We start from the raw sequence: 15,850 nt of genomic DNA on the forward strand, positions 1-15,850 counted from the left end.
CTGAGCTTGTCGAAGGATGGTTTCGTGAACGGATATCCTTCGACAAGCTCAGGATGACAGCCGTTTTACCCATCACACTTTCTTCGTCTTTGTGTACCCATTCTTCATCAGCCACTGCAGCACTTTATCCCGGTGATCGCCCTGCACGATGATCTCGCCATCCTTTACTGCTCCCCCGGTGCCGCAAAATGCTTTCAGCTTCTTTCCAAGTTCTTCTTTTTGTTCTTCGCTGCCGCGAAAATTATCTACCAATGTCACCGCTTTGCCTGCACGGTGTTTCGTTTCGAGTTTCACTTTAATAAGTTGCTGAGCAGGTTCTGGAAAGGCTTCATTGATCTCTTCTTCCGAAAAGCCCTTGAAATCAGGATCGGTGGAATAAACGAGACCGGAAGTGCTGATATGTTTTTTTGCCATCGTAAATTTTTTATTAATAAAATGGATAATAATTCAATGGATAATTGATAATGCTTACGATTCAAAATTACTACAGCAGTCTTTGAGATTTTAGGCTGGGGGCATTATCCATTATAACATTATCAATTATCAATTACCACCGCTTTCAAACTCAGGTCCAGGCTCACCGCCTGGTGAATGATCGATCCGCTGGAAATGAAATCAACACCTGTTGCCGCATAAGATTGAATGTTGTCGTAATGAATGCCCCCACTCGCTTCCGTTTCGTATTTTCCGTTGATCAGCTTCAACGCTTCGGTAATTTTTTCGGGAGTGAAATTATCCAGCATGATCCTGTCTATATGCCCGGTCTTCATCACTTTTTCCACATCCTCCAGGCTACGGGTTTCCACTTCAATTTTTAGATCCAACCCTTTGCTTTTTACATAATCATAAGCTTTGCCGATCGCTTTTTCAATGCCGCCACAATAATCGATATGGTTGTCTTTCAGCATGATCATATCGTATAGGCCAATGCGGTGGTTGATTGCCCCGCCGATACGCACCGCTTCTTTTTCCAGCAGGCGAAAATTGGGAGTGGTCTTTCTCGTGTCGAGGAGCCGGGTATGATAACCTTCGAGTTTGTCTACATATTTCCTGGTAAGTGTGGCGATACCGCTCATGCGTTGCATGGTGTTCAGCACCAGCCTTTCGCACATCAGTATTGTATGGATTTTAGCAGTTACTTCAAAAGCCTTTTCGCCAAAAGACATCATTTCGCCATCTTTTTTAAACGCTTCGAAAACGATGCCCGGCTCCACCTGGCTGAATATTTTTTCCGCCACATGCATACCGGCAAGAATACCGTCCTGCTTTACTTTCAGCACAGCTTTGCCTTTCAGCTCCGCATCGATGGTAGATAAGGTAGAATGATCGCCATCACCGATATCTTCCGCTAAGGCATTGGTAATGAGAAAGGTCAATTGTTCGTCGTAAGTCATAGTACAAATGTAGGATGTATGAAGTAAGATGTATGATATTTTTGGGATTGAAAGAGTATCCGAAATTAAAGAACATTTCAGACCAGGAGAAATCATACATCATACATCATACATCTTACATCATACATCCTGGCAAAAAAAAACTCCCTTCCGGGAGCAAACTATCATTCTTAAAAAACTATTTATTCTCAAATCTGATTTCCTGCAATAACTGCTTATCCCCCTTTTGTTTCATGTAAATGGTGGTACGGTAAGTGGCCGTTTTTGTAAGCAACGTACCGATGCAATATTGCGAGCCGGCATTATCGCCCTGGTGTATCAGTGTAAAACTTTTAACAGGATTATTGGTAAAAAAATCACGTAAAATCAATTCCGCCTGGCTCTTGCTGTAGCTGTTGCTTTTTTCGGGTAAAGTGATCTCTACAGTATTGTCGAAATATTTTGCGATCTGTGCGGAATTGCCGGCTTTTAATGCGCTCACCACATCATTTATACCTCCCAGAAGTGTAAAGGAAGCCAGTATCAACCCTGATAAACATATGAGTAAAAAACGTTTCATAATAGGTAAATTTGTCATCCCTGAATGGGCTAAAAACGTGCCAACAACCATGTTTAGTACATAGTGGCATTCTTTTTTCGGTCTTATTTCAGAGAAGCGGTGAATAAACTTTTCAAATATATAGCTTTGCAAAATGGAAAATAAAAAAACGATCTTAATTATTATGGACGGATGGGGTCTCGGACAGGTAAAATCGAGCGATGCCATCCAGAATGCGAACGTACCATTTGTCACTTCGCTTTATTCAAAATATCCCAACAGCACGCTCATCACCTGCGGTACCGATGTAGGGTTGCCGGAAGGGCAGATGGGCAACAGCGAAGTAGGCCATCTTAATCTTGGCGCCGGCCGCATCGTTTACCAGGAACTCGAACGCATCAATGTAGCGATCCGGAATAACGAATTTCAGCATCACCCCGTTTTGCTGGAAGCCATCAATTATGCAAAAACAAACAATAAGAAACTGCACCTGCTCGGCCTCGTAAGCGATGGTGGTGTACACTCCCATATCAATCACGTAAAAGCGATCGCCGACACCTGCGCTGCCAACGGTTTTCACAATATGCTGGTACATGCTTTCACCGATGGAAGGGATACCGATCCGAAAAGCGGCTTAGGGTTTATCCATGACCTGCAGAATCACCTGGCCGAATCAACCGGCAAGATTGCCACCGTGACGGGGCGTTATTATGCCATGGACCGCGACAAACGCTGGGAAAGGGTGAAGATAGCCTATGACGCCATGGTACATGCTACCGGTGAACCTACCAATGACCTGCTGGCGTCGATCAAAGAAAGTTACAACAGGAACGTGACCGACGAATTCCTCATGCCGCTGATCAACTCCTCCATCGGGAATACCAAAATAGAAGAAGGCGATGCGGTGCTTGCATTCAACTTCCGTACAGATCGTTGCCGCGAGATCACCGAAGTGCTTACCCAGCAAGCTTTCCCTGAGCAACATATGTACCCGCTGCAGCTGCATTATGTAACCATGACGATGTATGACCATAGCTTCAACAACATTTCCGTTATTTACCAAAAAGATGACCTGGTGAATACACTGGGCGATGTGCTGGCGCAAAACGGAAGATCACAGGTACGCATAGCCGAAACTGAAAAATATCCGCATGTGAGTTTCTTCTTCAGTGGCGGCAGGGAAACTCCTTTTGCAAATGAAAAAAGACTCATGGTCCCTTCTCCTAAAGTAGCCACTTATGACCTGCAGCCGGAAATGAGTGCTTACGAAGTGACAGACACCATTGTAAAGGAGATACACGAAAATCAACCCGATTTTATCTGCCTTAATTTTGCCAATGCCGACATGGTAGGCCATACCGGCGTGTGGAATGCGGTGATAAAAGCAGTAGAAACCGTAGACGCCTGCGTAGAAAAAGTGGTGGGTGCCGCTTTGCAACACGATTATGCCATCTTCCTGCTTGCCGACCATGGCAACGCCGATTACGAGATCAATGAAGATGGAACCCCCAATACAGCACATACCCTCAATCTTGTCCCTTTCTTTGTAATAGACAACAACTGGCGGGGAACAGTTTTGCCCGGCAAACTGGGGGATGTGGCTCCTACCATCCTCAAAATGATGAATGTGCCTATCCCCACGGAAATGAGCGGTAACATACTGATATAGTATAGATTAGGGATTAGGGATCAGGGGTTAGGCGATTAAAGTAGAAACTATAATTACTAACCCCTGATCTTTTATGTCGATGCAGCATCATTCATAGAAAATATGTCCTATATTTATTGGCATTAAATTATTCCTTATGACCGAAGAGCAAATGCTTGCCGGAGTTATAAAGAACAATGCAGCCGCCCAGGAAGCATTGTATAACCGTTTCAGCCCCCGCATGTTGGGGGTTTGCTATCGGTTTGCCAAAAACCGTGAGGATGCGGAAGACATGTTGCAGGAAGGTTTTATCAAGGTATTCACCCAACTGCATCAGTACCGCAACGAAGGAGCACTCGAAGGCTGGATACGCCGCATCGTAGTGCACACGTGCATCAACATCCTGAAGAAAAATAAAAAATTCACCGACAGCGTAGACATCATCCACGCGAATGGCATTCATATCAAAGAAGATATGATACCTGCGATCATGCAGGCCAAACAGGTGGTGGAATGCATCAGGATATTACCGATCGGTTATCGTACGGTGCTGAACCTTTATGCCATCGAAGGATTTTCTCACCGCGAGATCGGCCAGTTATTAGACATTGAAGAAAGTACCAGCCGCAGCCAGTATACCAGGGCAAAAGCAATGCTGGAAGAAATATTGGTGAAGAAAAGTATCATTTACAAAACAAGTGGCAAAAGTCTTTACGGCAAAACGGGTGTCGTAAGATAATATGAAGTGAAAAAGAAAATGACGATAAGGATCCCGTTCAACCAAACTAACTAAAAAGCTTTTTGTGAAACATGGAAAATAAGTTTTACACAGACGACGAATTCGAACAGTTTTTGAAGGAAACCACTGATAATTTCAGGATGTATCCTTCAAAGAAGGTATGGTACAGCATTTACAACGATCTGCACCCAAGCCGCAAATGGCCTTCGCTGGCGGTTTGCCTGCTGCTGATCTTCGCTATATTGTTTGTAGGCATCACCAATAATAATTCAATCAACAAATCAAAAAGATCCCTCAACGGAAATAATTATTTCGCTTCCACATCTGAAAATACTGCAGATGAAACAGAAAATGCTCAAGAAGAAAGAACTGTGGCGATATTGGGTACAAGCAAAAACCCCCGGTCTTCTGCCATTGACCAGGATGGAAATGTAACCGGCAGCAGGGTGTCCGGTATGCTTACGCAAAAGGATCTGTCTACCTATTTTTTCCAGGATAATGGGACTAACCTGGCGACGCCTGGCAGCAACATCTTAGTCGCACAAAATGACAACAACATAAATCCTGTCCTGTCTACAGCTTCCGCAAAAACTACTGCAACATCAAATCTTCCTGTTACAGCCAGCAGATCCGCAGCTATAAGCGGCGAAGAAAACAACACAACTGTTGATAACGATCTTACTGCGGCGAATGTTCAGCTTGAAGCCAACACACCTGAATCCAAAGAAGCCCTAAAAGCGACTCCAGACAAAGCCAATATCCTGAAAGACATGCTTTCCAAAGAGGATAAGGAATGGATTGAAAATTACGCTTACAACAATCAGGCTTCCATCAGCAAATTCAAATCCAGGGCTGCGATACAATATTATGTGACTCCTTCTATCGGCTTCCGTTTCCTGAAAAGAAATAACGACTTTCATCCCAATATGAACCAGCAGACATTGGTTTCATCCAATGGGCAACCCCAGCCAATATTGGATATAAATGATGAAGTGACACAAAAATCTGCCATCAACATGGAAGCGGGTGTGGTGGTATTGTACAACATTTCGAAAAGAACAAGGCTTAAAGGCGGTCTGCAATTCAACTATACCAGCTATATTTCTTTTGCCGATGGGCTGAAGCATCCGACTCAGAGTTATCTTTTGCTCAACAACAACGGAGGTTACACCATGGCACCATGCCTGAGCGGTTATTCCAACAGTATCACCGGTGATAAAAATGAAAGACTGAACAACAAGACTGTACAATTGTCTTTACCTCTTGGAGCCGATTTCAAACTGCTGGGGAAGGATAAGCTGAAATGGTATGCCGGTGCCACCGTACAACCAAGCTTTACTACCGGCGGCCAGGTGTACGCAATTTCCGCAGATACAAAAAATTATGTGGAACAAAACGACCTGCTTCGCAAATGGAATTTCGCCGCAGGTGTCGAAACATTCGTGAGCTTCAAAACCCCGGGCGGGATCACTATCAATGCGGGGCCGCAACTGAGGTACCAGTTCCTTTCTACTTATAAAAAACAATACAGCTATACCGAAAAATTGTACAACGTAGGTATCAAGCTTGGCCTTACAAAATCATTCTGATAACAGTTCATATTTCAAAAGCGCAACGTCAGATGTTGCGCTTTTTTTATGCCGGCATTAGTTGCGATAGCAGATAAGAGTTAATTTTGAAGAATGAAAATGATCCTTTCCATATTTTTAAGTACACTCATTCTATTCGGTTGCAAAGGCAAAAAATCCGCAGGCGACACTGCAGGCACTACTGCTACTGATACGGCAGAAGTTCTGCGTTATTTCCCTGTAACCAATTACATCAAAGGGCAGGTTGCCGACATTAAATCGATTGGTATAAACCCTTTAAAATATATCACCAGGGGGAATCAGCAGGATTCTGTATGGATAAAAGATGATGGATTATTGCAGGAAGTCACTGCTTTCCTGCAGCCTGTCATTGATACCGCGAATATGATACCCTTTTTCAGAGAAGAGAAATTTCTCGATCAGAGCGTGAATGCTTATACATTTACTTATTCCCCTATCGGAAAACTCCCCGACAGTATCCAGTTGCGGCATTGGGATGTGTATATAGATCCTCAGGAGGGTAAAGTGCGTAGGGTGTACATGGTAAAAGACCTGGGAAACGGCAGGCAGCAACAATTGACCTGGAATGCTTCGGAAAAATGGTGTAAGATACTTGAGCTTTCCACAAAACCTGATGGAACGGCTTTTGTAGATAGTGAACAAAAGATCATCTGGAATTTTTAAGATAACATGACAGCAGAACAATTTTCAGCGATTTCATCTACCATACCTGCTGCCCCGGGAATTTACAAGTATTTCGATGCTTCCGGCAAGATCATTTATGTAGGAAAAGCAAAGCACCTGCGTAAAAGGGTCAGTAGTTATTTTGCCAGGAATAAGACAAATTATAAAACGATCGAACTGGTGCACCGCATCAGCAAAATTGAATTCACCATAGTGAACAACGAGCACGATGCCTTCCTGCTGGAGAATACGCTCATCAAAGAACATCAGCCACAATTCAATATCGACCTGAAGGATGACAAGAGTTATCCTTACATCGTAGTGAAGAATGAAGCCTTTCCCCGCATTTTTCTCACAAGAAGAAAGATAAAGGACGGATCGCAATATTTCGGGCCTTATACATCCGTGGCCAAAGTCCGCGACCTGCTGAACTTCATCAAACAAAACATACAATTGCGAACCTGTAAGCTGAACCTTACGGATTCCAACATCAAGAAAAATAAGTTCAAAGTTTGTCTCGAATATCACCTGGGCAATTGCAAGGGACCATGCGAAGGGCTGCAATCGGCGGAAGATTACAATGATGGGTTGTTGCAGTTGAAAAGCCTGCTGAAAGGTAATATTTCGCCGGTGTTGCAAAATTTCAAAACCCGGCAAAAGGTACATATCGAAAAAATGGAGTTTGAAAAAGCAGCTTTCTACCAGAGTAAGATCGAACACCTGCAGCAATACCAATCCCGTTCTTCGGTGGTGAATACCAACACGGGAACTGTGGATGTTTTCAGCATAATTGAAGAAGGCGATACGGCTTATGTGAATTACCTGGCGGTGAGTAACGGCAGTATCATTCAGACAAAAACCATCACCCTCGAAAAGAAACTGGATGAAAGCCCGGAAGAGGTACTGGCATTCGCGATCATACAGCTAAGGCAGGTTTTTGAAAGTGAAGCCACGGAAATCATTGTGCCTATGCCGTTGGATTATGCGGAGCCGGGCATTACAGTTACTGTTCCTAAAGCAGGTGATAAAAAACGGCTGCTGGATCTCTCTGAGAAGAACGTGAATTATTTCACCGAAGAATTAAAGGCAAAGAAAATACTCAGGCTGGAAGGAAAAACGACTGATGAGAAGATGAAAGTGCTGGAGCAGCTGCAGGAAGACCTTCATTTATCGGCGTTGCCGGTGCATATAGAATGTTTTGATAACTCCAATTTCCAGGGAAGTTACCCGGTAGCAGCGATGGTTTGTTTTAAGAACGGGGAGCCGAGTAAAAAAGATTACCGGCATTTTAATATCAAAACAGTGGAAGGCATCAACGATTTCGCATCTATGTCTGAAGTGGTTTACAGGCGTTATAAGCGTGTGCTCGAGGAAAATGCGCCATTGCCCCAGCTCATTATCATTGATGGAGGTAAAGGGCAGCTGAGCGCTGCTATGCAAAGCATCGATGAGCTTGACCTCAGGGGTAAAGTAACATTGGTGGGTTTGGCAAAAAATGAAGAAGAATTGTTTTATGCCGGCGATACTTCGTCATTAAAGCTTGCCTGGGATAGTGAAAGCCTGAAGCTGATCCGCCGAATCAGGGATGAAGTGCATCGTTTCGGTATTACATTTCACCGGAACAAGCGTAGCAAAGGCACATTCAAAAACGAACTGGAAGGCATTAAAGGTATCGGCAAGGAAACTGCTTCTATGCTGTTGAAAATGTTCAAATCTGTGAAGAAAATAAAGGAAGCCGATACTGCTGAAATAGAAAAACTGATCGGCAAGTCAAAAACCCTCATACTTAAGGAAGGGCTGAAAGTTGAGTAATGTACGCTGAAGCCCTGTTTTGGCCGGGGCAATGGTCAATGGTGAAATCTTCGGGGGTGTTTTAGAAAACGCATGGTTAAAATAACTGCCCTTATTCGTGTAATTCGTGTAATTCGTGTAATTAGTTTAATTCGTGGTAAAAAAAAGGGCCAGGATAGAAATCCAGCCCCGTTTTAAAATCCAATATCCTATGAAAAACCGATGTAAAAGTAAGGTGGTTTTGTATATCTGCCAATACCCAATAAGGGGTATTTTTAAAATATTTCCCACAAATAAAAAACCCTCCGATAAATCGGAGGGTTCCTAAGAAATTAGTATTGGTATTTAATAACTCCACAGATCCTGTTCGTAATTAAATATTTTTTCCTTGATATTTTCACCTTCAAGTAGTTGAAGGATAGTGTTATCTGACAAACCTGGATAATTTTTGATCAGCCTGTCGTAAGGATTATCGATGGTGCTTTTGATGATACGGCCATAGAACATGCGGCTTTCGAACAGTTCTTCCCAGGTCATGCGTGCACCAAAGTTTTTACCATTGTATACTTCGTATTTGGCAAATGTTGCACGCATGTCAGGGTAGTAAACCCAGAACAATTCAGTTTCTCCTAAGTTAACACCTTGAGAAGTAATAACATTTTTTACCGGTGCTATCCCAAGTATCCTCCAGAATAACCTGGAGCTTTCCTTATCGAAGATCACTTCTTCCTTGATACGGAACTTGTAGAATGAATCATAACTGATATCATTATATTTCTTCACAGTACCAGTCAGGTTACCCAACGTGTCATACATTGGAACGTCGATCGGATCGCCAGTGATGGCTTTGGCTACTTCGCCTACAGTCATGGGGGTGGTGAACCGATCGTCAATATTGCTAAAGACAGTCACCGCACTATCCTGGATCGCCTGCAGGAGAATAGAAATGAAGCGCTGGTTACCGTTGCTCTCATCTGCAGAGTAGCGGAAAGGCAGGTTTATCTTTTCCCGGGTATCTATCTCACGCCAGATCTTGTGCCTGTATACCGCATCATCTGCACGCAGATGTTCGTATGGCAATGGGGTACGATCCCTCAAAACTGTTGTTTCCACAGCTTCATCCGGGCGTAACGACTTCAATACCTTTTTGATCGGCAAAGTATCTATTGCCGGAGCGGGAGCTGCTACCACTGCCGCGATAGTATCCACTACCGGGGCCGATTGCTGTATCTTAGCCTTTGTCTTGGTCTTGGTGGTACGTTTGGTTGATTTACGCGCCGGCGCTTTTTTCTTTTGGGCAAAAGCTCCGTCGGCAATACCGCCTAACAATACCATCAACAAAAGAATTCTCGAAAACTTTTTCATACTTATTATTTTAATACAGTGCGATGGATTTACCATCAATTGATCTTACGCCGTCTGGACCAGATACTTTGATATTGTCAAAAGAAATAACTGAACCCGGACCACATCTCTGCATGAACGCAGACAAACCACCCAGGCTGTTCCCGTTTATAGAAGCGGTAACTACGTTAGGGAAATTTGCACCGGAGAAATAAACAGTAGCACTTACTACGCTATACCTCAGGTCGAAATCAAAGTTTTCCAACTCTGCCCTGCAGCTTGTCTGGCTTTTAAACGCAACGGATGCCATCCTTATTTTACCGTCACCTACTTTAAATACCGGATCAGGAATCCTTTTCACCCTGAAATCGAACTTGCTTGGGTTACCATCAGCAACAACACTGATACTTGCAGCACCGATAGCGCTTACACGCACGGTCCTTTTAGAACCTGTTCCGATAATAGTACCGCCACTCATACTAACCGTTGTTTTATCCCAACCAGTCGGTGAACCGATAGTTACAGGATTATCCACGCCGATGTAGAATACGTTCATCTTATCAAGCATCACAGCGGCTCCACCAGGAGTACCTACGGTATACTCAACATTTTTAGTTTCTGTTTTTTCAATACCATCCTGGTCTTTGTAACGGATAGTTACAGGAACAGAATGTGAACCGCCGCCATTAGCTTTAACTTTGTAAGTACCTTGTCCATCAACAACTGGTACGCCAGAACCACCGATAGTGATCTGTGGAGCTGCAGCAGAGCTGTAAGCACCAATACCGGCTGTGATAGTAACTTCATCACCAGGCATTACATAGTTAGCGCTCTGCCCGAGCAAAACACCAGTTTTGTCGAAACGGATCGCCACCGCATCAATCTGGCTATGAGCATAAGCCACTACCTGATTTTCAGCATTCTTAATGTTATTCTGGTATTTACTAAGCAAAGTGATGGCTGCCACTGTTGGCATCATCCTGAAGCTTGCTGTTGTATTGTCTTTTCCATCAGCAGATACATCTACCGGAAAAGTAGCTTCGAATTGTTTTTTGATAGCCGGGTCGATGTTCAGCATCGCAGTACGATAAGCACGCAACCTGTCATCAAGATCTTTACCCTTTTTTTCTGTATCCATCAAACGGGAAGAAGCATTCAGATCATCTAATTTATAATCCTGTTCTCCGTGCTCGTTCAACACTATATTTCCAGCCGCATCCTTTTTCAAGCCTGATGCTGTTTTAAGTTCTGTTTTCAGAGTTTCCAAATAGTTATTCAGATCTTCAGAAAGTTTCTTTGCCTGATCGGCTTTAGGTTTCCAAATCTCAGCTTTCGCCTTTGTTTTCTCATCCGCCAATTTGCCATCTAATGACTTGAATAAAGTCTGATTCGAAGTCTCGATATTGTTGTTAGAAGTCATAAGACTTTTATCAACTGTTTTAAAGGCATCGATCACTTCCGCTGATACGTTCAATGCTAACAATGCTGTAAGCACCAAATACATCAGGTTGATCATCTTCTGCCGGGGCTCTTTAGGTAAAGCCATATCTGGTTAGTATTTTTGGTTTTGTTAAATATTGTTTGGATTAAGAGACAATCATTCACTGATTATCTGCCCTGCATAGCGCTCAACATGTTTCCGTAAACAGAGTTCAGTTTGCTCAGGTTGGTAGCCAATGCGCCGATCTGATCTTTTGCTTTGTTAGCATCGTCAACACTGCTCATCATAGCCTGGCTGGCTTCAGCCATTTTACCATAAAAACCATTCAATGCTTTCAGGTGGTTGTTGCTTTCTTTCAATTCCAGTTCGTAGATAGTGTTCAAAGAACCAAGGTTCTTGGTCAATACCTGTACTTGTTCGTGGAAACCTTTAGCGCTTTCAGAAGCGTTGTTGAAAGAAGCCATGGTAGTAGCGCTCGCACTGAATGCAGTTGCCATGTTACCGATAGCGGTAGTTGCTTCTTTTGTTTTTGTGCTGAAATCGCTGGTAGATTTTACAACATCACCAACTTCAGATATACCGGTTACAGTAGTTCCCAGTTTCTGGAAACCTTCGCCTAATTTTTTAAGATTTGCCGGAGTGATATCCGCTTCCTGCAGCATTTTATCCATGCTTTTCAGGGCAGGGTTGCCTGTTTCAACAGTAGCAACTGATACAGCTCCTTCCGGAGGCGGTGCCAACAGGTAAAGTAATGCGTATCCAAGGAAGATTGCAGCTTCCGTATAAAGACCTATTTTAAGCCAAAGATCAGCGCCTGGAGCGTGAGTGATTTTGAAAAGTGCTCCGAGAAGTACAGGTACAGCCGCAGCTGAAACTAGGATGTTAAGAACGCGATCGATTGGACGTGATTGACCAGCAGCCATAATTTAAAGAGTTTTAAGTTTTAAATGGGATTGTTATTGTTGATTAATTAGAGAAAAGTTCGGGAAATAATAACCCATTTCATTTTTAATTAAAATGGGTTATTACAGTAAGTTATGTTGAACTAGAATTGTTATCTATAGAATGATATTTATTATTACCTGCCGCGTTTGTTTGGAGCTGGGGGCAGATCGATAACACACCTGAATCCGATGTATGATTTTGAAGTATCCTGGTATTCGTAAGCGCGGGTGCTGGTCTGTAGGAAATAACCAACATCTTTCCAGCTACCGCCGCGTAAAACCTTACGTTTCATACGTGGAGGATCTGAGTCTTTGGCGTTGAAACGAACATCCGGGTTAAGATCGTGCTGGAAGTTATAAGAACCTTCGTAATATAAAGAAGAAGTCCATTCTGCTACGTTACCTGCCATGTTATACAATCCGAAGTCATTTGGCCAGTAAGCATCTGCCCTCACAGTATACAAACCGCCGTCTTCAGGATAGTTACCGCGGCCTGGTTTAAAGTTTGCCAACAGGCAACCCTTTTTGTTCCTCAGGTAAGGACCACCCCAAGGGTAAGACATCTGAGAACGGCCGCCACGGGCTGCATATTCCCATTGTGCTTCTGTCGGAAGACGGAAATCAGATTCTGCAGTGCGTTTTTTGCCTTCAAGCCATGCGTTCAGGTAATGGGTTCTCCATTCGCAGAAAGCAGTAGCCTGTTTCCAGCTAACACCTACTACAGGATAGTTTCCGTAAGCAGGGTGGCTGTAATATTTTTTCGCCATTGGCTCATTGTAAGAATAAGCGAAATCACGTACCCAGCAAAGTGAATCGGGGTAAACCGGTATCTGTTGCTTAACAATGAATGCGGAACGAGGTACGGTTACGTCCTTGTTTTGAGCAGCCGCTTTATAATCGAATATTTCTGACTGATAAACGATCTTTTTAGCGTCTAATTCTTTTTTACCGAAAATACGGTTATCCGGTGTAACGATGATCGCATCGATCTTTTCGATCGTTGCTTTATCACCCCATTTGATTGTGCTTGCTTTTTTCCAGTCGATATATTCGTTGCCATCCTGTCCTTGTTTAACATACCCCATCAGCTTTGCAGCGATAGAATCACGTACCCAATTGGTAAACTGGCGATATTCGTTATTGGTAATTTCGGTGGCATCCATCCAGAACCCGCTGATTGAAACCTGTTTGTTCCTTGCGGTATAGGCATAGTTAACATCTTCATCGCTTGGGCCCATGTGAAATGTCCCTGGTGGTACATATACCATGCCTGGCGGCTTGGTCAGGTTCCACCTGACGCCCGGTGCAACGCCGTGCAGCTGGCCGTCGTTTGGCAACCCAGATTTCTTTTTCCCACTTAGCATCTTGCAGCTGCTTGCGGAAGTAGCAATAGCAGCTACAGCTAATACGTAGAATAACCGATTGTTCATTTTTTTTAACTTTGAGGGTAATAGCAAATGTAATGATTATTTTGATTTAACATCAACTGCTCTTATTTGTTTTTTTGGGTATTTATCAACAAAATACCGTACTCTGAACTATAATAAACGAGCAAATTATTTAAATATTGTGAACAAAAAACATTCCCGTTAATTATTTTTCAGTTGATTAAGCAACTCAGCCACCGTTGAAACAGGAGCTTCGCATGCATAATTCCGGCATAAATATAAGGAACCTTTGTCTGAAAAGGACTTCCCGTTCAACAAAGACATATTAATATAATATTCACTGCTTTGCAAAACCCTGTTCGGGATGAAAGCCGAGAGTACTTCTTTTCGTAACATTTCAATCGCCCCGCCTGTGATCACCAACTCGTTGATACCAACCGACTCCTGCTGGAAGCCCAGCGCCCAGATGGAAAAAGACCCCGGATGTTTCAGGACCGCCCCCGATACCGTTTGTAGCATTTCGAGAGAACGGTTTCGCCATTCCTTTTCATCAAAGACTATGGACAAATAAGCAAGGTTGCCCGCCATCACCGCATTTGCCGAAGGCGTTGCCCCATCATAAAGTTCAATTTTCCTGACAATTACATCTCCCTGCCCTGCCCTTGTATAAAAAAAGAACGGGCTTTCCGTGTCGGAAAATTGTTCAACCACATACTCCGTAAGGCTTTTTGCCCTTAAAAGATAATCCTGGTCGCCGGATATTTCCTGCAGATGGAAGCACGCCTGAATATACCAGGCATGATCGTCGAGAAATGCGGGGAACCGGGCAACGCCATCTTTGTAAGTGTGTAGTAAAGTACGGTAGTTTTTATCGGCGAGATTTTTTTCGAGGAAATGAAAAAGTTTTTGGGCGGCTGCTTTGTAAGATTCTTCGCCGAGGCTGGAAAATGCCCTGCAGAAAGCCGTCAGTAATAATGCATTCCAGCCAAGCAATATTTTATCATCTGTGATGGGGCGGATGCGTTTGTTTCTTGCCTCCAGTATTTTTTCATTTGCGGACGCAATGATGTGTTGAGCCGCTTCCAATTCGATATCCAGTTGCTTTGCAACCGCTTCAAGTGGCCGGGTTACATGAAGGATATTCTGATGCTCCCAATTCCCTCCGGCGGAAACATTGTAATAAGCGCAATACAATGCTGCATCTTCTCCAAGCAACTGTTCCACTTCCTCTTTCTGCCACACATAGAACTTACCTTCCACGCCTTCACTATCTGCATCGATGGCCGCATAATAGCCCCCATCAGGATGTTTCATTTCCCGGGAAATAAAAGAAAGGATATCCCTGATGGCATCAGCATACAAATTTTTTTTAGTCATCTGGTAGGCATCGCAAAGCGTAAGGACCAACAGGGCATTGTCATACAGCATTTTTTCAAAATGTGGCACAAGCCAGTGAGCATCGGTACTGTAGCGTGATATACCACCGCCCACCTGGTCGTATATTCCGCCATTGATCATGCTTTGCAAAGAATGTTCAGCGTGTTGTAACGCTAACGGATAGCCGAAAAAATGTGCCTGCCGGAAAAGGTATTGCAACGAACCGGTTTGCAGGAATTTGGGGGGTGCGCCAAATCCGCCATCCTTACGATCCGCGTTCTTCAGGATGTTTTCTGCGATCGCTTCGCAATTATTCTTTGTAAAAAGCTGATCGCTTTCTGACTGCGGAACAATGTTTTTTATTGCAGCAAAATTGTTTGCTTTCGCAATATGAGTTGTCAACTGAGCAGCCTGTTCTTCTATCTCCTCCCGCCTGTTCTTCCAGGCATCGAAGATGGAAAGTAATACATCCGTCCACGAATTTCTTCCATATGCTTTTTGAGGGGGAAAATAAGTGCCCCCATAAAAGGGCTTTGCATCGGGTGTAAGAAAAACGTTCAACGGCCATCCGCCATTGCCGGCAATCGCCTGAACGGCATCCATGTAAATATGATCGAGGTCAGGGCGCTCTTCGCGGTCTATCTTGATGTTGATGAAATGTTCGTTCATTACCGCCGCCGTAGCTTCATTTTCAAAACTCTCTTTTTCCATTACATGACACCAATGGCAGGCTGCATAACCGATGCTCACAAGTATAGGTTTCTGCTCTTCTTTGGCGGCCTGCAAAGCCGCATCCCCCCAGGCAAACCAATGCACAGGATTATTGGCATGCTGCAAAAGGTACGGGCTGCTTTCGTATTTTAACTGGTTGCTGTGCATGAGGAAAGTTTTGAAAGTTCAAAAGGTTCAAATGTTCAAAAGTTAAACCAACCTTTTGAACATTTGAACCTTTTGAACAATTGACCTATTATAT

At 43.6% G+C, this 15,850-nt stretch carries 13 protein-coding genes; 5 read left to right on the forward strand and 8 right to left on the reverse strand.

Annotated features, from left to right (window positions below):
• Positions 1-72 precede the first annotated feature (72 nt).
• The 3 genes from EGI32_RS11905 to EGI32_RS11915 all read right to left on the reverse strand — a co-directional run bounded on the left by EGI32_RS11905 (position 73) and on the right by EGI32_RS11915 (position 1,953).
• Positions 73-414 (reverse strand): translation initiation factor, encoded by a 342-nt coding sequence (locus EGI32_RS11905; RefSeq protein ID WP_255155579.1) that lies wholly within the window; start codon positions 412-414, stop codon positions 73-75.
• A 122-nt stretch (positions 415-536) separates the two neighbouring features.
• Complete coding sequence (nadC, locus tag EGI32_RS11910) at positions 537-1,394, reverse strand: carboxylating nicotinate-nucleotide diphosphorylase (RefSeq protein ID WP_255155580.1); 858 nt, start codon at positions 1,392-1,394, stop codon at positions 537-539.
• A gap of 178 nt (positions 1,395-1,572) precedes the next feature.
• Entirely contained in the window at positions 1,573-1,953 is a 381-nt protein-coding gene (locus tag EGI32_RS11915; RefSeq protein ID WP_255155581.1) for a DUF4783 domain-containing protein, read from the reverse strand.
• A gap of 133 nt (positions 1,954-2,086) precedes the next feature.
• Between EGI32_RS11915 and gpmI the strand changes: the two genes are divergently transcribed.
• The 5 genes from gpmI (at position 2,087) to uvrC (ending at position 8,404) form a co-directional block, all read left to right on the forward strand.
• Positions 2,087-3,601 (forward strand): 2,3-bisphosphoglycerate-independent phosphoglycerate mutase, encoded by a 1,515-nt coding sequence (gene gpmI / locus EGI32_RS11920; RefSeq protein ID WP_255155582.1) that lies wholly within the window; start codon positions 2,087-2,089, stop codon positions 3,599-3,601.
• A 136-nt stretch (positions 3,602-3,737) separates the two neighbouring features.
• Positions 3,738-4,319 carry an RNA polymerase sigma factor gene (locus EGI32_RS11925; protein WP_255155583.1) on the forward strand — a complete coding sequence of 194 codons (582 nt, stop codon included), beginning with the start codon at positions 3,738-3,740 and terminating at the stop codon, positions 4,317-4,319.
• A 71-nt stretch (positions 4,320-4,390) separates the two neighbouring features.
• Entirely contained in the window at positions 4,391-5,908 is a 1,518-nt protein-coding gene (locus EGI32_RS11930) for a hypothetical protein (protein WP_255155584.1), read from the forward strand.
• 93 nt (positions 5,909-6,001) lie between these two features.
• Entirely contained in the window at positions 6,002-6,592 is a 591-nt protein-coding gene (locus EGI32_RS11935; protein ID WP_255155585.1) for a hypothetical protein, read from the forward strand.
• A 6-nt stretch (positions 6,593-6,598) separates the two neighbouring features.
• Positions 6,599-8,404: an excinuclease ABC subunit UvrC gene (gene uvrC, locus EGI32_RS11940; protein WP_255155586.1), complete on the forward strand. Its 1,806-nt coding sequence runs from the start codon at positions 6,599-6,601 to the stop codon at positions 8,402-8,404.
• Positions 8,405-8,728: 324 nt separating this feature from the next.
• On the opposite strand, the gene gldN is transcribed toward uvrC, so the two are convergent.
• From gldN to EGI32_RS11965, 5 genes are all read right to left on the reverse strand, one after another.
• Entirely contained in the window at positions 8,729-9,748 is a 1,020-nt protein-coding gene (gene gldN / locus EGI32_RS11945) for a gliding motility protein GldN (RefSeq protein ID WP_255155587.1), read from the reverse strand.
• Positions 9,749-9,758: 10 nt separating this feature from the next.
• Positions 9,759-11,273: a gliding motility protein GldM gene (gene gldM, locus EGI32_RS11950; RefSeq protein ID WP_255155588.1), complete on the reverse strand. Its 1,515-nt coding sequence runs from the start codon at positions 11,271-11,273 to the stop codon at positions 9,759-9,761.
• A 62-nt stretch (positions 11,274-11,335) separates the two neighbouring features.
• Entirely contained in the window at positions 11,336-11,908 is a 573-nt protein-coding gene (gene gldL, locus EGI32_RS11955) for a gliding motility protein GldL (RefSeq protein WP_255155589.1), read from the reverse strand.
• 338 nt (positions 11,909-12,246) lie between these two features.
• Positions 12,247-13,542, reverse strand: a complete 1,296-nt coding sequence (locus tag EGI32_RS11960; RefSeq protein ID WP_255155590.1) for an SUMF1/EgtB/PvdO family nonheme iron enzyme — start codon at positions 13,540-13,542, stop codon at positions 12,247-12,249.
• A 159-nt stretch (positions 13,543-13,701) separates the two neighbouring features.
• Positions 13,702-15,756 (reverse strand): thioredoxin domain-containing protein, encoded by a 2,055-nt coding sequence (locus tag EGI32_RS11965; protein WP_255155591.1) that lies wholly within the window; start codon positions 15,754-15,756, stop codon positions 13,702-13,704.
• Positions 15,757-15,850: the final 94 nt, after the last annotated feature.

Origin of the sequence: Ferruginibacter sp. HRS2-29, assembly GCF_024343615.1 — a bacterium.
Taxonomy (GTDB): domain Bacteria; phylum Bacteroidota; class Bacteroidia; order Chitinophagales; family Chitinophagaceae; genus Ferruginibacter.